This is a genomic window from Clavibacter michiganensis (assembly GCF_016907085.1).
Classification (GTDB): domain Bacteria; phylum Actinomycetota; class Actinomycetes; order Actinomycetales; family Microbacteriaceae; genus Clavibacter; species Clavibacter michiganensis_O.
On sequence record NZ_JAFBBJ010000001.1, the window covers coordinates 1,337,755 to 1,353,948 of the forward strand.

Below are 16,194 nucleotides of genomic sequence, written 5' to 3' on the forward strand. Positions count from 1 at the left end.
GATCGTGCTCGTCGGGCTAGTCGCGCGGCGGCAGGTCGCGCGCGGGCTGGCCGATGTAGAGCTGCTGCGGGCGGCCGATCTTCGTGGCCTGGTCCTCGTTCATCTCGCGCCAGTGCGCGATCCAGCCGGGCAGGCGCCCGATGGTGAACAGCGCTGTGAACATGCGCGTCGGGAAGCCCATCGCCTTGTAGATGACGCCCGTGTAGAAGTCCACGTTGGGGTAGAGCTTCCGCTCGATGAAGTAGTCGTCGGCGAGCGCGACGGCCTCGAGCTCCTTGGCGATGTCGAGCAGCGGGTCCTGGATGCCGAGGGCCGCGAGCACCTCGTCGGCGCTCTCCTTCACGAGGCGGGCGCGCGGGTCGAAGTTCTTGTAGACGCGGTGCCCGAAGCCCATGAGGCGGACGCCGTCCTCCTTGTTCTTCACGCGCTCCACGTAGCGGTCGACGCCCTCGCCGGAGTCGCGGATGCGGCCGAGCATGGCGAGCACGGCCTCGTTGGCGCCGCCGTGCAGCGGCCCGAAGAGCGCGCCGATGCCGGCCGAGACGGAGGAGAACATGTTCGCCTCGGTGGATCCGACGAGCCGCACGGTCGACGTCGACGCGTTCTGCTCGTGGTCCTCGTGCAGGATCAGCAGGCGCTCGAGCGCGCGGCTGACGACGGGATCGACCTCGTAGCGTTCCGCGTTGTTGCCGAAGTTCAGGCGGAGGAAGTTGTCGACGAAGGACAGCGAGTTGTCCGGGTAGAGGAACGCCTGGCCGAGGCTCTTCTTGTGCGCGTACGCCGCGATGACCGGCAGCTTCGCCAGCAGGCGCAGCGTCGAGATCTCGACCTGCTCGGGGTCGTGGACGCTCAGCGAGTCCTCGTAGTAGGTGGAGAGCGCGGAGACCGCGCTCGAGAGCACCGACATGGGGTGCGCGTTGGTGGGCAGCGCACGGAAGAGGCCCTTGAAGTCCTCGTGCAGGAGCGTGTGGCGACGGATGTCGTCCTCGAACCCCGCGAGCTCGTCGCTCGTGGGCAGCTCGCCGTGGATGAGGAGCCAGGCCACCTCGAGGTAGCTCGACTGCCGCGCGAGCTGCTCGATGGGGTAGCCGCGGTAGCGCAGGATCCCCTGCTCGCCGTCGATGTAGGTGATGGCCGAACGGGTCGACGCGGTGTTGACGAAGCCGTTGTCGAGCGTCGTGAGGCCCGTCTTCTTCGTGAGCGCCGAGATGTCGATGCTGGATGCGCCCTCGACCGCGGGGAGGATGGGGAACTCCACCCGGCCGCCGGGGTACGTCAGGGTCGCCGTGGGCTTCTCGTCCGCCTTCGGCCGGTCGTCCGCCTGCTGCCCGCCATCGGTCACGGCGCCTCCTCGAGTCTGGGTGGATGGCCCGGAGGGGATGCGCGCCGCCGGGCGCTCGTGGCGCCGTCGCGGCGTCGGGATCCGAGCCGACTACAGCCTAAAGGGCCGACCGGGACACTGTCGCCTCCGCCAGCATCCGGCCGGATCCGTTGGAGGTCGTGCTACGCGGTGGAGGAGGCGCGGAGCCGGGCGGCGGCCGCCTGGATCCGCTCGTCCGTCGCCGTGAGCGACAGGCGCACGTGCGCGGGCGAGGCGTCGCCGTAGAAGGGCCCGGGACCCGCGAGGATCCCCAGGTCGGCGAGCTCCGCGATCCCCTCCCAGGCGTCGCGCCCGCGGGTCGCCCAGAGGTAGAGGCCGGCCTCGCTCGAGTCGATGCGCCAACCGGCGTCCTCGAGCGCGGGCCGCAGCACGTCGCGGCGGGCGCGGTAGAGCTCGCGCTGGGCGCGCACGTGCTCGTCGTCGCCGAGCGCCACGGTCATGGCGTGCTGGAGCGGCGCGGGCGGGAGGAGCCCCGCGTGCTTGCGGACGCGGATCAGCCGGGCGATGAGCTCCCGGTCGCCCGCGACGAGCGCGGCCCGGTAGCCCGCGAGGTTCGACTGCTTGCTGAGCGAGTAGAGCGCGAGGACACCCGCGTGGTCGTCGCCGACGACGCGCGCGTCGAGGATCGAGGGCGTCGGGCCGTCCGCCCACTCGCCCTCCCAGCCGAGCTCGGCGTAGCACTCGTCGCTCGCGATCACGGCGCCGAGCTCACGCGCGCGGGCGACGGCCGCGCGCAGCTCGTCGACGCCGAGCACGCGGCCGTCGGGGTTGCCGGGCGAGTTCAGCCAGACGAGGCGGGTGTGCGCGGGCCAGTCGGCCGGGTCGTCGGCGGGCACCGACTCGGCGCCCGCGAGCGCCGCGCCGATCGCGTAGGTCGGGTAGGCGACGCGCGGGTGCACGACCGCGTCGCCCTCGCCGAGGCCCAGCATGAACGGCAGCCAGGCCACCATCTCCTTGGACCCGATGGTCGGCAGCACCTGGTCGGTGCCGAGCGTCGCGTTCCGGCGCCGCGCGTGCCAGTCGACCATCGCCTGCCGGAGCTCCGGGGTGCCGACCGTGGTGGGGTACGCGTGCGCGTCGGTCGCCCAGGCGAGCGCGTCGCGGATGAGCGGGGGCGTCGGATCCACGGGCGATCCGATGCTGAGGTCGACGATCCCGTCCGGGTGCCGTCGCGCCCGCTCGGCGTAGGGGCCCATCTGGTCCCAGGGGTAGTCGGGGAGCTCGCCGAGGGCCACGCGCGTCAACCGTTCTGGAGCGGGAGCGCGGCGATGACGGGGTGGTCGCCCGCGGTGACGCCGACCTTGGTCGCGCCGCCCGGGGATCCCATCTCGGCGAAGAACTCGACGTTGGCCGTGTAGTAGTCCGACCACTTCTCGGGCAGGTCGTCCTCGTAGTAGATCGCCTCGACCGGGCACACGGGCTCGCAGGCACCGCAGTCCACGCACTCGTCGGGGTGGATGTAGAGCGACCGCTCGCCCTCGTAGATGCAGTCCACCGGGCACTCGTCGATGCAGGCGCGGTCCTTGACGTCGACACAGGGCAGGGCGATGACGTAGGTCACTTCGGGCGGGTCCTTCCGGGAGCGGTGCGGCCCGACGAGTCTACGCGGGCCGCGAGCCGGTCCCGGCCGGGGCCGGGGCGACGGATCCCGCGACGTCCGCGGAATCCGCGGCGTCCGGGCGAGCCGTGGCGACGGGCGCGCGGTTCGAGAACCGCGGCCACACGACGACCGCCGCGACCAGGATCGCGGGCGCGATGGCCCAGACCTGGCTCAGCCCGTCGTCGGGGAACAGCACGGATCCGCTCGGGCCCTGCGTGCCGAGCACGGCCACGGCCGCGACCACGCCGAGACCGAGGCAGAGCGCGTGCAGGCGGTCGACGAGGAGCAGGCGGAACGCGACCAGCAGGCACGCGAGCGTCGCGAGCGCGAGCACGAGGCCGACCGGCAGCGCGATCCCGCCCACCGGGAGCGTCGCGCGGTGCGCCGCGGTGCCGACCGCGCCCACCAGGAGGCCGAGCACGAGCGACGCGACCGCCGTGCCCACGCGCTGCGCGCCGCGCGGGGGCCGCGGCGGCCCATCGTCGACCACGGCGCCGGCGGGCCGGTGGATCCGGAACAGCTCGACGGCCGCGATGGGCTCGCCGATCCCGTGCGAGAGCGCGAACTGGTCGCCGTCGACGACGACCTGCGTGCGGTGGGACGCGATGGCCCGGGTCTTCGCGTCGAGCGCCTCGGCGACGTCGACCGCGACGTCCACCGCGTCGTCGGGCAGCACGAGCATGCCGGCCGGCCGCGGGTCGGGCGCGGGGAAGCGGCCGCGCGCCGCGACGAGCTCGTGGGCCTGGCGGGCCGAGGACTCCGTCGTGGTGATGAGGTACGCGGGGATCCCCGCCTCCTCGGCCGCCCAGGTCGCGATGACGTGCGTGCGCTTGTGGTCCGGGTGGCCGTAGCCGCCGTGGTCGTCGTAGGTGACGACGCTCGTGGCGTCGACGTCGGCGATGACCGCGAGCACGTCGCGCGCCTCGTCCGCCTCGTCGCCCGCGCACAGCGAGTCGGGATCCAGGGGGCGCAGCGCCACGGGCACGCGGTCGTCGCCCCACTCCATGCCGGAGTCGACGTAGCGGCGGGCCTCGAGGCCGCGCCAGCGCGCGTCGGGAGCGCCGAGGAAGCGGTGGTCGGTGACGCCGAGGGCGGCCATGGCGTCGGCCAGCTCGGTCTCGCGGTGGTCGGCGAGCGCCCGCAGGTCGCCCTCCAGGTGCCGGAGCTCCTCGGGGATCACGTCGCCGCGCTCCCCGCGCGTGCACGTGAGCACGGTGACGGGCACGCCGTCGCGCACGAGCTTCGCGATGGTGCCGCCCGTGACGATGCTCTCGTCGTCGGGGTGGGCGTGCACGAAGACGACGTGCTCGCGCTCGGGACGGGCGATGCGGGCGGCCCGATCGGGGCGTCGGGACGTGCCGGAGGTCATCCGGCGATCCTAGCCGCGGGCCGCGCGCCGCTCCCTGGGCGCCCGCCCGGGACGGTCGACTGGACGCGATCCCGCCCCCGCGCTACTGTGCACGAGGTAAGGCAAGCCTCACCTACATTTCCCCACAGCCAGCAATAGGGCGCCTCTCGTCGCGCCCTCCGCCCGGAGAGGCGCACGCGTGTTCGCGAACTACCTGATCGGCCTGCGCGAGGGCCTCGAGGCCGCGCTGGTCGTCACCATCCTCATCGCCTACGTGGTCAAGATCGGCCGCCGCGACGTGCTCGGCCGGCTCTGGCTCGGCGTCGGGCTCGCGGTCCTCCTCGCCCTGTCCGTCGGCGCGATCCTCACCTACGGTGCGTACGGCCTCACGTTCGCGGCGCAGGAAGCCATCGGCGGATCCCTCTCCATCGTCGCGACGGGCCTCGTCACCTGGATGGTGTTCTGGATGCTGCGCACCGCGAAGGACATGCGCTCCGAGCTGCAGGGCGCCGTCGACCGCGCCATCGCGGGCGCCGCCTGGGGCCTCGTCGCCGTCGCATTCCTCGCCGTCGGCCGCGAGGGGATCGAGACGGCCCTGTTCCTCTGGTCGGCCGTGCAGGCCACGGGCGCCACCACCATGCCGCTCGTGGGCGCCGGCCTCGGGCTCCTGACCGCGGTCGCGCTCGGCTGGCTCGTCTACCGCGGGGTGCTCCGCATCGACCTCGCGCGCTTCTTCACCTGGACGGGCGCGCTCCTCATCGTCGTGGCCGGCGGCGTGCTCGCGTACGGCGTGCACGACCTGCAGGAGGCGGGGATCCTGCCCGGCATCGGCGCGCTCGCGTTCGACGTCTCGGGCGCGGTGCCGCCCGGATCCTGGTACGGCACGCTCCTCAAGGGCACCGTCAACTTCTCCCCCGCGACCACCTGGCTCGAGGCGATCACGTGGGTGCTCTACGTGGTGCCGACGATCACGATCTACCTGACCCTCGCGCGCCGCGGCCGACGGGCGCGCCCGGCACCCGCCTCCGTCTCCGCCTCTGCCGCCGACCCCTCCGCCGCCCCGGCCCGCGTCGCCGACGCGACCGCCGCCCGCTGACGCCGCAGCTCCCCTCCTGCTCCCTCTCCCCGATCCATCCACCGCCCGGCCCCGCCGGCCCGCTCCCCCGAGGACCCATGAAGCGCTCCGCCCTCCCCGCCGCCGCCCTGCTCGCCGGCGCCGCCCTCGCCCTCTCGGGCTGCGTCGCGAACACCCCGACCGGATCCGCCGCCGACGGCGCCGCATCCGCGGACCCCGGCGTCACGCAGCTCACGGTCGACAGCTCCGCCGACGCGTGCACCGTGTCCGCCGCGACCGCCCCCAGCGGCACGGTGTCGTTCCACGTCACGAACTCCACCGACCAGGTGACCGAGTTCTACCTGCTCGCGGACGACGGCCTCCGAATCGTCGGCGAGGTCGAGAACGTGAGCCCCGGGATCGAGCGCGACCTCGTGCTCACCGCCCAGCCCGGCAGCTACTACACCGTCTGCAAGCCCGGCATGGTGGGCGACGGCGTGGGCCGCGCGCCCTTCACCGTCACGGGCGACCAGGTCGCGCTCGCGGGCGACGCCGAGCAGCAGGGGAAGGACGCGGCGGCCGCGTACCTCGCCTACGTGAAGGACCAGGTCGGCCGCCTCCTCCCCGCCACGCAGGAGTTCGCCGACGCGTACCTCGCGGGTGACGACGACAAGGCGCGCGCGCTCTACCCCACGGCCCGCGCGTACTACGAGCGCGTCGAGCCCGTCGCGGAGTCGTTCGGCGACCTCGACCCGGAGATCGACTTCCGCGAGGCCGACGTCGAGCCCGGCACCGAGTGGACCGGGTGGCACCGCCTGGAGAAGGACCTCTGGCAGCCCGCGCCCGACGCGAACGGCGGCGACGTGTACACGCCGCTCGGCGCCGCGGATCGCGCGCACTTCGCGCAGGAGCTCACCGCCGACACGCAGAAGCTCTACGACGCGGTGCACGCGGACGGCTTCTCGGTCGACATCTCCACGGTCTCCAACGGCGCGGTCGGCCTGATGGACGAGGTGGCCTCCGGCAAGATCACCGGCGAGGAGGAGATCTGGTCGCACACCGACCTCTGGGACTTCCAGGCGAACCTCGAGGGCGCGCGCGTCGCGTACGAGGGCGTCCGCGACATCGTCGCGCCCAAGGACCCGCAGCTCGTGGCCACGCTCGACGCGCAGTTCGCCTCGCTGGAGAAGGACCTCGCCGCGTACGGATCCCTCGAGAAGGGCTTCACGACGTACGACAAGCTGACCAGCGAGCAGGTCAAGGGCCTCGCGGACGGCGTGAACGCGCTCGCCGAGCCGCTGTCGAAGCTCACCGGCGCGCTCGTCGGCTGATGACGGACCACGCGACCGCCACGCCCGACGAGACGACGGCAGCAGAGGCTCCTGCGGCGCCGGCGGGCATCTCCCGCCGCGGGATCCTCGGCCTCCTCGGCGCGGGCGCGCTCGGCGGCGGCCTGGTCGGCTCCGCGGGCGGCGTCATGGCCGACCGCGCCTTCGCGGGCGCGCGCCAGGCCGCGGGCGGCGCGACCTACGCGTTCCACGGCGCGCACCAGGCCGGGATCACGACGCCCGCCCAGGACCGCCTGCACTTCGCCGCGTTCGACGTCGCCGACATCGACCGCGCCCGCCTCGTCTCGCTCCTCCAGGACTGGAGCGCCGCGGCCGCGCGCATGACGTCAGGCGGATCCGCGGGCGCGCTCGGCGCCGTCGACGGCCCGTACGACTCGCCGCCCGACGACACGGGCGAGGCGCTCGACCTGCCGCCCGCCGGCCTCACCATCACGTTCGGCCTCGGCCCGTCGCTGTTCACGACCGCGGACGGCGTCGACCGCTTCGGCATCGCCGACCGCCGGCCCGCCGCGCTCGTCGACCTGCCGCGCTTCCCGGGCGAGGCGCTCGTCGCGCAGGCCACGGGCGGCGACCTCTGCATCCAGGCGTGCAGCGACGATCCGCAGGTGGCCGTGCACGCGATCCGCAACCTGTCGCGCATCGCGTTCGGCCGCGCCTCCATCCGCTGGTCGCAGCTCGGCTTCGGCCGCACCTCGTCGACGAGCCGCGCGCAGGTCACGCCGCGGAACCTCTTCGGCTTCAAGGACGGCACCGCGAACGTCAAGTCGGAGGACACGCGCCAGGTCGAGGATCACGTCTGGGCCGACGCGGGATCCTCCCCCGCCGAGGCGTGGATGCAGGGCGGCTCCTACCTCGTCGCCCGCCGCATCCGCATGACCATCGAGACCTGGGACCGCTCGTCGCTCCGCGAGCAGGAGCGCGTGGTCGGCCGCACGAAGGGATCCGGCGCGCCCCTCAGCGGCGGCACCGAGATGACCGCGCCCGACTTCCACGCCACCGGACGCGGCGGCGCGCCGCTCATCGACCCGGCGTCCCACGTGCGCCTCGCGCACCCGGACGCGAACGACGGCGCGGTGCTCCTCCGCCGCGGCTACAACTTCGTCGACGGCAACGACGAGCTGGGCCGGTTGAACGCGGGCCTGTTCTTCCTCGCGTTCCAGCGGGATCCGCGCACGCAGTTCATCCCCATCCAGCGGAGCCTCGCCCGCGACGCCATGAACGAGTACCTGCGGCACGTGGGCAGCGGCATCTGGGCGGTGCCGCCGGGCGCCTCGCGCGACGGCTACGTCGGGGAGACGCTCTTCGCGTCCTGATCGGGCGCGCACCGCCGGGCGGGGCCCCTGTCGGCGGGTCTCAGCCCGCGGGCATCACCACGTACGTGGCGACCGGGGATCCGAGGTCCGCGGACACCGTGACGATGACCGAGTACGCGTCGGTCGTGAACCGCCCGTATCCGCTCTGCGCGTCGCTCGCGATCTCGCTCGACGCGTAGCCGGCGGCCTCGAGCCGCGCCCGCGCATCCGAAAACCCTCCCTCGACGTCCGGCACGGCGACCTGCGCGACCCAGCCGGCGTCCTCGGGGGCGGCTCCCCCGCCGAGCAGCTTGCCCTCGGCGAAGGGCACGGCGTCCGTCGGGAACGAGGGCGGGACGTGGCCGTCCGTGGACACCTGGACCTTGCCGAGCGTGTCGCCGATCACGTCCTCGACGCTGTGCCGCACCTGCTTCGCGCCCTCGTGGGCGGCGTCGCGGACGACCTCGCCCACCTGGCTGCATCCCGTGAGGACGAGGGCGGGAACGAGGACGAGCCCGGCCGCCAGCCCCCTCCTGCGGAGGGACCGGGCGGACGGGCTCGTCGGGGTCATGCTGCGCTACGCGTTCTGCTTCTTCAGTCGCGACGTCTTGCGCTGTCGGGCGTTGGCGTCGAGCTCGACCTTGCGGATGCGCACGAACTCGGGCGTGACCTCCACGCACTCGTCCTCGCGGGCGAACTCGAGGCACTCCTCGAGCGTGAGCCGCCGCGAGGGCGTCATGCGCTCGAAGGAGTCGGAGGTGGACTGACGCATGTTGGTCAGCTGCTTCTCCTTGGTGATGTTCACGTCCATGTCGTCGGCGCGCGAGTTCTCACCGACGACCATGCCCTCGTAGACCTCCTGGGTCGGCTCCACGAAGAACGACATGCGCTCCTGCAGGGCCACCATGGCGAACGGGGTCGCGACGCCGGCGCGGTCGGCGACGATCGAGCCGTTGACGCGGGTCGTGATCTCGCCCGCCCACTGCTCGTAGCCGTGCGACACGGCGTTGGCGATGCCGGCGCCGCGCGTGATGGTGAGGAACTCCGTGCGGAAGCCGATGAGGCCGCGCGACGGGACGACGAACTCCATGCGGACCCAGCCGGTGCCGTGGTTCGCCATGCCCTCCATGCGGCCCTTGCGGGCGGCGAGGAGCTGCGTGATGGCGCCGAGGTACTCCTCGGGCGAGTCGATGGTGAGGTGCTCGAAGGGCTCGTGCACCTTGCCGTCGACCTGCTTGACGACCACCTGCGGCTTGCCGACGGTGAGCTCGAAGCCCTCGCGGCGCATCTGCTCCACGAGGATCGCCAGCGCGAGCTCGCCGCGGCCCTGGATCTCCCAGGCGTCCGGGCGGCCGATGTCGACCAGCTTGATGGAGACGTTTCCGATGAGCTCGCGGTCGAGGCGGTCCTTGACCATGCGGGCGGTGAGCTTGTGGCCCTTCACCTTGCCGATGAGCGGGCTGGTGTTGGTGCCGATGGTCATCGAGATGGCCGGGTCGTCCACGGTGATGGTGGGCAGCGGCCGGACGTCGTCCGGGTCGGCCAGCGTCTCGCCGATGGTGATGTCCTCGATGCCGGCGACGGCGACGATGTCGCCGGGGCCCGCGGACTCGGTCGGGAAGCGGTCGAGCGCCTTCGTGATGAGGAGCTCGGTGATCTTCACGTTCTTGACGGATCCGTCGTGCTTGACCCAGGCGACCTGCTGGCCCTTCTTGAGCGTGCCGTTGAAGACGCGCAGGAGGGCGAGGCGGCCGAGGAACGGGGACGCGTCGAGGTTGGTGACGTGGGCCTGCAGCGGGTGCTGGTCGTCGTAGGTGGGCGCCGGGACGTGGTCGAGGATCGCCTTGAAGAGCGGCTCGAGGTCGTCGTTGTCCGGCAGCGTGCCGTTCTCGGGCTTGTTGGAGCTCGCGGCGCCGTTGCGGCCGGACGCGTAGACGACGGGCACGTCGAGGATCGCGTCGAGGTCGAGGTCCGGGTGCTCGTCCGACATGTCGGAGGCGAGGCCGAGGAGGAGGTCCTGGCTCTCGGCCACGACCTCGTCGATGCGCGCGTCGGGGCGGTCGGTCTTGTTGACCAGGAGGATCACGGGCAGCTTCGCCTCGAGCGCCTTGCGGAGCACGAAGCGCGTCTGGGGCAGCGGGCCCTCGGACGCGTCGACGAGGAGCACGACGCCGTCGACCATGGACAGGCCGCGCTCGACCTCGCCGCCGAAGTCGGCGTGGCCCGGGGTGTCGATCACGTTGATGACGATGGGCGAGCCGTCGGCGTGCTTGCCGTTGTAGAGCACCGCGGTGTTCTTCGCGAGGATCGTGATGCCCTTCTCGCGCTCGAGGTCGTTCGAGTCCATCATCCGGTCCTCGCCCTCGAAGTGGGCGTCGAACGAGTTCGTCTGCTTGAGCATGGCGTCGACCAGGGTCGTCTTGCCGTGGTCCACGTGGGCCACGATGGCCACATTGCGGAGGTCGTTGCGCGCGACTAGCGCCATAGTGCTGTCCTTCAGTGGAGAGGGTGCCGGCCTTGTCATCAAGGGAGGAGGGCGAAGAGCCGCCGTCTGCTATTCCCAGCGACCTACAGCCTACCGTGCCGATGCAAGCCGGGCTCAGGGAGCGTCGGGAGCGAGGGTCCAGCGCCAGGCGTCGTCGAGGATCCCGGCCTGGTGCGGGGACACCTGCACGCCCCCGACGGTGTCCCGCATGGCCGCGAGCGCGGGCAGCTGGTAGAGCGGGAGGCCGGCGCGGTCGCCGTACATGCGGCGGTCCAGGCGCAGGAGCAGCTCGTCGCGCGCGTCCTGGTCCTCGGTGCGGCTGAGCGACGCGAAGAGGGACGCGACGTCGGGGTCGGCCGTCGCCTGGCCGTCGCGGGCGTCGGCGCGGGCCTCGTGCGCGGCGCGGATCCCGGCGACGGACGGGTAGGCGTCCTCCGAGGAGAGGAGCGCGACGTCGTAGGCGCCCGGCTGGTCGAGCACGCTCTCCCACTGCGGCGTCGAGCAGTCGGTGACGACGAAGCCGGCCTTCTCGGCGGAGTCGCGGATGGCCTCGAACGCGGCCGCGCGGCGCGGGTCGGCGGGGTCGTAGAGCACGCAGACCTCGGGGGCCGTGCGGCCGACCGACGCGAGCAGCTGCCGCGCCTCGTCGAGGTCGACGTCGTCGAAGCGGCTGGACCCGTTGGCGCGCACCTGGTCGGCGTACCCGTCCGAGCCGGGCGCGAGCACGAAGGAGTCGCGCGTCGTGGCGTCGGGATCCGCCGGCAGCGCGGCCTCCCGCACGATCGCGTCCCGCGGGACGGTGGAGAGGAAGGCGGTGCGGACCGCGGCGTCCGACATGGCGGCGTCGCGCGCGCCGAGGGTCTGGAGGTCGAGCCGCTCCCAGGAGTCGGAGGATCCCCGGACGACCCGCACGCCGTCCGTCCCCGCCAGCGCATCGGCGACCTCGGCGTCGGCCTCGGGCGCGATGACGTCCACGTCGCCCACCTGGAGCGCGGTGACGGCGGCGCCGGGATCCTCGATCGTGGACACGACGATGCGCTCGACCGACGGCCGGTGCAGCCCGGTGTAGTAGCGGTTGGCGCGCAGCGTGATGGAGGTCCCCGGGTCGATGGACTCGATGGCGTACGGGCCCGAGCCTACGGCGCGGTCCGGGTGGGCGGCGATCTCCGCGACGCCGAAGCCGCGGTTCCACGCGTCGGAGATGGGCGAGAGGAGCTCGGGCGCGCCGTCCTGCACGGCGTCCACGAGCGTCTGCTTCGCACGGCCCGGGCTCGACATGTCGAGCGCGAGCTGCACCACCGCGTGCGCGGGCAGGCCCACCTCGAACGCGAGGCGCCAGTCCGGCGTGTACTCGTCGAACACCATGGTGATCGACCGGCCGCCGTCCCCGATCTCGGGCGTGCGGGTGACGTGCGTCAGCGTCTCGTCGGCCGCCGCGTCGAAGAAGACGGTCTGCTCGGGCAGCGGACCCGTGTAGCCGCCCGTCGTCTCGTCGACGTACCCGGCCGGGTCGAACCCGGGGGTGTCGAGCGCGCCGGACCCGGCGGCCCAGGCGAGCAGGAGGTCAGCCGCGTCGACGGGCTCGCCGTCGGACCAGCGGACGCCCTCCGCGACGGTGTACTCGACGGTGAAGGGGTCGCGCGAGACGACCTTCGCGGATCCGTAGCCCGGGTCGGCGGCGACCGTGCCGTCGGCGGAGACCTCGGAGAACCGCGAGTTCGTCGCGTGCACGATCTCCTGGTTGCCCGCGGTGCCGCCCGTGCGCGACGCCGCGTTGTAGGACGTGAACGTGGTGGGGACGGCGGCGCGGATCTCCGTGTCGGCGACCATGCCCGTGGTCGGCGAGCAGGCGGCGAGGCCGGCGACGAGCGCCAGCGCGACGGCTGCGGATGCGCCCCGGACGCCCCGGCGGATCCCTCGCGGGCGCCGGGCTCGTACGGCCCCGGGGCCTCGCGTGTCGCTGTCCATCGCCGTCGATCCTACGCGAGCGCCACGACGAGGCCCGCCGCCCGCGCGCCCCCGCGAGGGGGTGCGTCGGACGGCGGGCCGGGTCGTGCGGCAGCGGATCAGGCGGCGGGCGGCTGCTGGTCGCGCAGCTCCTCGCGGCGCTCGCGGCGCTCCTTCTGCTGGTCGGGATCGGGCAGCGGCACCGCGGCGATGAGCTTCTGCGTGTACGGGTGCTGCGGGTTCCGGAGGATCGACTCGGTCGGCCCCTGCTCCACGATCTTGCCGTGGTTCATCACGACGATGCGGTCGGCGAGGAGGTCGACCACCGCGAGGTCGTGGCTCACGAACAGGCACGCGAACTGGAGCTCCTTCTGGATCTCCTGCAGCAGCTGGAGCACGCGGGCCTGCACCGACACGTCGAGCGCCGAGGTGGGCTCGTCGGCGACGAGCACCTTCGGCCGGAGCGCGAGCGCCCGAGCGATGCCGACGCGCTGGCGCTGGCCGCCGGAGAGCTCGTTGGGGTAGCGGTTGCGGAAGCTGCGCGGCAGCTCCACCTGCTCGAGGAGCTCCTCGACGCGGTCGCTCTGCTGCTTCTTCGAGAACTGGCCCGAGAGCTCGAGCGGCTCGCCGATGCTCTGGCCGATGGGCCAGCGCGGGTTGAGCGAGGAGCCCGGGTCCTGGAACACGATGCCGATCTCGCGGCGCACGGCCCGGAGGTCCTTCGCCGAGATGCCGGTCATGCGGCGTCCGGCGACCGTGAGCTCGCCGCCCGCGACGGGCAGCAGCCCCACCGCGGCGCGCGCGATGGTCGTCTTGCCGGATCCGGACTCGCCCACCACGCCGACGACCTCGCCGGGGTGGATGTCGAACGAGGCGCCCGTGACCGCCCGGAAGGCCGGCACGCGGCCGAGCTTCGGGTAGTCGATGTCCACCTCCCTGAGGGAGATGGCGGGCTCCGTGGTGCGCTCGACGATCTCGACCTGCGAGGCCTCGCCCGTGCCGAGGTGCGGCACCGACGCGAGCAGCTGCTTCGTGTACGGGTCCTTCGGCGACTGGAAGATCTCGCGCACCGAGCCGCGCTCGACGATGCGGCCGCTCTTCATGACGATGACGTTGGTGGCGAGGTCGGCCACCACGCCCATGTCGTGCGTGATGATCACGATCGCGCTGTTGAGGCGCTGGTGGAGCTTCCGCAGCAGGTCGAGGATCTCGGCCTGGATCGTCACGTCGAGCGCCGTCGTGGGCTCGTCGGCGATGAGCATGTCCGGGTCGCAGGACAGCGACTGCGCGATCATGGCGCGCTGGCGCTGGCCGCCGGACAGCTGGTGCGGGTAGGAGTCGAACGCCTTCTCGGGGTCGGGCATCTCGACGAGCTTCAGCAGCTCGAGCGCGCGCGCCTTGGCGGCCGACGGGATGATCGAGTTGTGGACCCGCAGGGCCTCCACGATCTGGAAGCCCACCGTGTACACGGGGTTGAGCGCCGTCATGGGCTCCTGGAAGATCACGGCGATGTCGTTGCCGCGTGCCTTCCGCAGGGTGGCCTGGTCGGCGCCGACCATCTCGACGCCCTTGAGCTTCGCGCTCCCCCGGACCCGGCCGTTCTTGGGCAGCAGGCCGAGCAGGGACATGGAGCTCACGGACTTGCCGGAGCCGGACTCGCCGACGATCGCGAGCACCTCGCCGGGGTTGACCTTGTAGTCGAGGTCGACGGCCGCGGGGATCCACTCGTCGCCGACCCAGAAGTCGACGCCGAGGCCGGAGACCTCGAGGATGGGGACGATCGGGTCCGTCCCGTTCGCGTGAGCGCTCATGCTGCGTACTCCTGGCTGCTGGAAGTGGGGGTGTCGAGGGGCGCCGAGGCGGGCCGTGGGACGATGTGGCCATGGATCAGCCCGTCGTCATCCGCCCGTCGTTCGGACGCCTGCTGACCGTGATCGTCTCGGCGATCGCGGTCCTGGTGCTCGTGAGCACCGTGGTCGGGGGTCGGGCCGACCTCCTGCCGACGTCGGCGTGGGGCCCGGTCATGCTGGCCTACGCGTCGTGGCTCGTCTTCTGGCACCCGCGCGTGCGCATCGCGACCGAGGGCGTCGAGATCCGCAACGTCTTCCGCACGCACGAGATCTCGTGGCCCGCGATCCGCGACGTGGACACCAAGTGGGCCCTGAACATCACGACCGCGCACGAGCGCGTCACGGCGTGGGCCGCTCCCGCGCCCGGCCGGCACTCGAACGCCTACATCACGACGAAGGAGGAGAAGGTCCAGCCGTACCTCAGCGCGATGATGCAGGACGCGCGCCGCGGCGACCTGCCCCGCACCGACTCGGGCGACGCGGCCACGGTGATCCGCCTGCGCCTGGCCGACCTCCGCGAGGCGGGCCACCTGGGCGGCCCGGTCGAGGAGGAGGGCCGGCGCGTGCGCACGCACTGGGCGGAGATCGCCGTGCTCGCGGTGCTCGTCGTCGCGACGGTGCTGACCGGCCTGATCTGAGAGCGGGCCAGCGGCCCGACCGCGGGTGAGCGGTCGAGCCGTCTCGGCGACCGTCACCGGCCGTCCGTGCTGTCGGGCGCCTGGCCGTCGGCGGGGCCGTCGGCCTGGGCATCCGGTCGCGCGGATCCGACGGGCGGCGGGACGCGGACGCCCTCGGCACCGGAGCCGATCGCCGGACCCGCGTCGCGGCGGTTGCGCCCGGTGAGCATGGCGAACATCTGCTTGTAGGGCCCCTGTCCGCCCGGCATGCGCCGCTGGCGCGGGTCGAACGCGTCGCGCAGTCCGTCGCCGATGAAGTTGATCGACAGCGCGATGATGATGATGAACAGACCGGGGAACCAGAACAGCCACGGCCGGGTCGCGAAGGCGCCCTGGTACTCGTTGATGATCTGGCCGAGCGACACGTCGGGCTTCACGATGCCGAACCCGAGGAACGACAGCGCCGCCTCGAGGAGGATGGCCGCGCTCATCAGCAGGGTCGTGGAGACGATGACCACGCCGATGGCGTTCGGCAGGATGTGCCGGAACACGATCCGGCTGTTCGACGCACCGGCGACGCGCGCGGCGTCGACGAACTCGCGCTCGCGGAGGCTCAGGAACTCGCCGCGCACCAGGCGGGCCAGCGACGGCCATCCGATGAGACCGAGGACGATGCCGAGGACCACCGCGCCGAGGCCGCCGAAGGTGCGACCGAGGACGGCCGCGATGACGATCACGGGGATCACGATGATGAGGTCGGTGAAGCGCATGAGCAGCGAGTCGATGCGGCCGCGGAAGAAGCCGGAGACGGCGCCGACCACGATGCCGATGAACGCGGCGATGATGCCGTAGAGCACCATCACGACGATGGACTGCTGCGTGCCGCGCATGACGCGGGCGAAGATGTCGCGGCCGATCTCGTCCTGGCCGAACGGGTGCACGCCGAACTGGAACGGCAGGGTCCACGTGGGGTTGCCGCCGTTGACGATGGGCGACACGTCCTCGTAGTTCCACATCCACCAGCCGGGGATGCGGAAGCCGAAGAACTGGATGCCGACCGACGAGTACACGAGGATCGCCATCAGCAGCAGCACGACGAGCGCGGTCATCGCGCCCTTGTGGCGCAGGAACCGGCGGCGGACGACGGTGCCCTGGCTGAGGCCCTCGACCTCGCGCTGCTCGATGGTGAGCTCGGAGTTCGCGCCGCCCTCGGGCAGGCTCGGGTCGTTGTGGGGGTCGTTGGGGTTCCCCATCAGTGCGTTGGACATGTG

Annotated in this window: 13 protein-coding genes; 4 read left to right on the forward strand and 9 right to left on the reverse strand. The window is 72.6% G+C overall.

Annotated elements, in window-relative coordinates; translation table 11 throughout:
• Positions 1 to 16: 16 nt before the first annotated feature.
• The 4 genes from JOE38_RS06060 to JOE38_RS06075 form a co-directional block, all read right to left on the reverse strand.
• Positions 17 to 1,342, reverse strand: a complete 1,326-nt coding sequence (locus tag JOE38_RS06060; RefSeq protein WP_204575322.1) for a citrate synthase — start codon at positions 1,340 to 1,342, stop codon at positions 17 to 19.
• 161 nt (positions 1,343 to 1,503) lie between these two features.
• Complete coding sequence (dapC, locus tag JOE38_RS06065) at positions 1,504 to 2,616, reverse strand: succinyldiaminopimelate transaminase (protein ID WP_204575323.1); 1,113 nt, start codon at positions 2,614 to 2,616, stop codon at positions 1,504 to 1,506.
• A gap of 5 nt (positions 2,617 to 2,621) precedes the next feature.
• Positions 2,622 to 2,942, reverse strand: a complete 321-nt coding sequence (gene fdxA, locus JOE38_RS06070; protein ID WP_045528705.1) for a ferredoxin — start codon at positions 2,940 to 2,942, stop codon at positions 2,622 to 2,624.
• A 40-nt stretch (positions 2,943 to 2,982) separates the two neighbouring features.
• A complete protein-coding gene (locus JOE38_RS06075) occupies positions 2,983 to 4,350 on the reverse strand; it encodes a PIG-L family deacetylase (protein ID WP_204575324.1) in 1,368 nt (455 codons plus the stop codon).
• Positions 4,351 to 4,528: 178 nt separating this feature from the next.
• Here JOE38_RS06075 and efeU point away from each other — a divergent pair, with 178 nt between their 5' ends.
• The 3 genes from efeU (at position 4,529) to efeB (ending at position 8,045) form a co-directional block, all read left to right on the forward strand.
• Positions 4,529 to 5,425, forward strand: a complete 897-nt coding sequence (gene efeU, locus JOE38_RS06080; RefSeq protein WP_204575325.1) for an iron uptake transporter permease EfeU — start codon at positions 4,529 to 4,531, stop codon at positions 5,423 to 5,425.
• 77 nt (positions 5,426 to 5,502) lie between these two features.
• Positions 5,503 to 6,714 (forward strand): iron uptake system protein EfeO, encoded by a 1,212-nt coding sequence (gene efeO / locus JOE38_RS06085; protein ID WP_204575326.1) that lies wholly within the window; start codon positions 5,503 to 5,505, stop codon positions 6,712 to 6,714.
• Positions 6,714 to 8,045, forward strand: a complete 1,332-nt coding sequence (gene efeB, locus JOE38_RS06090) for an iron uptake transporter deferrochelatase/peroxidase subunit (RefSeq protein ID WP_204575327.1) — start codon at positions 6,714 to 6,716, stop codon at positions 8,043 to 8,045. Before efeO ends, efeB begins: the two co-directional genes overlap by 1 nt.
• Positions 8,046 to 8,085: 40 nt before the next feature.
• Here efeB and JOE38_RS06095 read toward each other — a convergent pair whose 3' ends face one another.
• From JOE38_RS06095 to JOE38_RS06110, 4 genes are all read right to left on the reverse strand, one after another.
• A complete protein-coding gene (locus tag JOE38_RS06095) occupies positions 8,086 to 8,595 on the reverse strand; it encodes a hypothetical protein (RefSeq protein WP_204575328.1) in 510 nt (169 codons plus the stop codon).
• A gap of 6 nt (positions 8,596 to 8,601) precedes the next feature.
• A complete protein-coding gene (gene typA, locus JOE38_RS06100; RefSeq protein WP_204575329.1) occupies positions 8,602 to 10,509 on the reverse strand; it encodes a translational GTPase TypA in 1,908 nt (635 codons plus the stop codon).
• A gap of 114 nt (positions 10,510 to 10,623) precedes the next feature.
• Positions 10,624 to 12,477: an ABC transporter family substrate-binding protein gene (locus tag JOE38_RS06105; RefSeq protein ID WP_204575330.1), complete on the reverse strand. Its 1,854-nt coding sequence runs from the start codon at positions 12,475 to 12,477 to the stop codon at positions 10,624 to 10,626.
• 98 nt (positions 12,478 to 12,575) lie between these two features.
• Positions 12,576 to 14,267: an ABC transporter ATP-binding protein gene (locus JOE38_RS06110; protein ID WP_204575331.1), complete on the reverse strand. Its 1,692-nt coding sequence runs from the start codon at positions 14,265 to 14,267 to the stop codon at positions 12,576 to 12,578.
• 71 nt (positions 14,268 to 14,338) lie between these two features.
• Between JOE38_RS06110 and JOE38_RS06115 the strand changes: the two genes are divergently transcribed.
• Positions 14,339 to 14,944, forward strand: a complete 606-nt coding sequence (locus tag JOE38_RS06115; RefSeq protein ID WP_204575332.1) for a PH domain-containing protein — start codon at positions 14,339 to 14,341, stop codon at positions 14,942 to 14,944.
• Between the two features lie 53 nt (positions 14,945 to 14,997).
• Here JOE38_RS06115 and JOE38_RS06120 read toward each other — a convergent pair whose 3' ends face one another.
• Positions 14,998 to 16,191, reverse strand: coding sequence for an ABC transporter permease (locus JOE38_RS06120; RefSeq protein ID WP_204575333.1), 1,194 nt, complete (start codon positions 16,189 to 16,191; stop codon positions 14,998 to 15,000).
• Between the last annotated feature and the right edge of the window lie 3 nt (positions 16,192 to 16,194).

What these genes read in the sequence shown, in the direction of transcription:
- JOE38_RS06075 (WP_204575324.1), bottom strand. Translation starts at nt 4,350, where the DNA reads ATGACCTCCGGCACGTCCCGACGCCCCGATCGGGCCGCCCGCATCGCC.
- efeO (WP_204575326.1), top strand. Translation starts at nt 5,503, where the DNA reads ATGAAGCGCTCCGCCCTCCCCGCCGCCGCCCTGCTCGCCGGCGCCGCC.
- efeB (WP_204575327.1), top strand. Translation starts at nt 6,714, where the DNA reads ATGACGGACCACGCGACCGCCACGCCCGACGAGACGACGGCAGCAGAG.
- JOE38_RS06095 (WP_204575328.1), bottom strand. Translation starts at nt 8,595, where the DNA reads ATGACCCCGACGAGCCCGTCCGCCCGGTCCCTCCGCAGGAGGGGGCTG.
- typA (WP_204575329.1), bottom strand. Translation starts at nt 10,509, where the DNA reads ATGGCGCTAGTCGCGCGCAACGACCTCCGCAATGTGGCCATCGTGGCC.
- JOE38_RS06105 (WP_204575330.1), bottom strand. Translation starts at nt 12,477, where the DNA reads ATGGACAGCGACACGCGAGGCCCCGGGGCCGTACGAGCCCGGCGCCCG.
- JOE38_RS06110 (WP_204575331.1), bottom strand. Translation starts at nt 14,267, where the DNA reads ATGAGCGCTCACGCGAACGGGACGGACCCGATCGTCCCCATCCTCGAG.
- JOE38_RS06115 (WP_204575332.1), top strand. Translation starts at nt 14,339, where the DNA reads ATGGATCAGCCCGTCGTCATCCGCCCGTCGTTCGGACGCCTGCTGACC.
- JOE38_RS06120 (WP_204575333.1), bottom strand. Translation starts at nt 16,191, where the DNA reads ATGTCCAACGCACTGATGGGGAACCCCAACGACCCCCACAACGACCCG.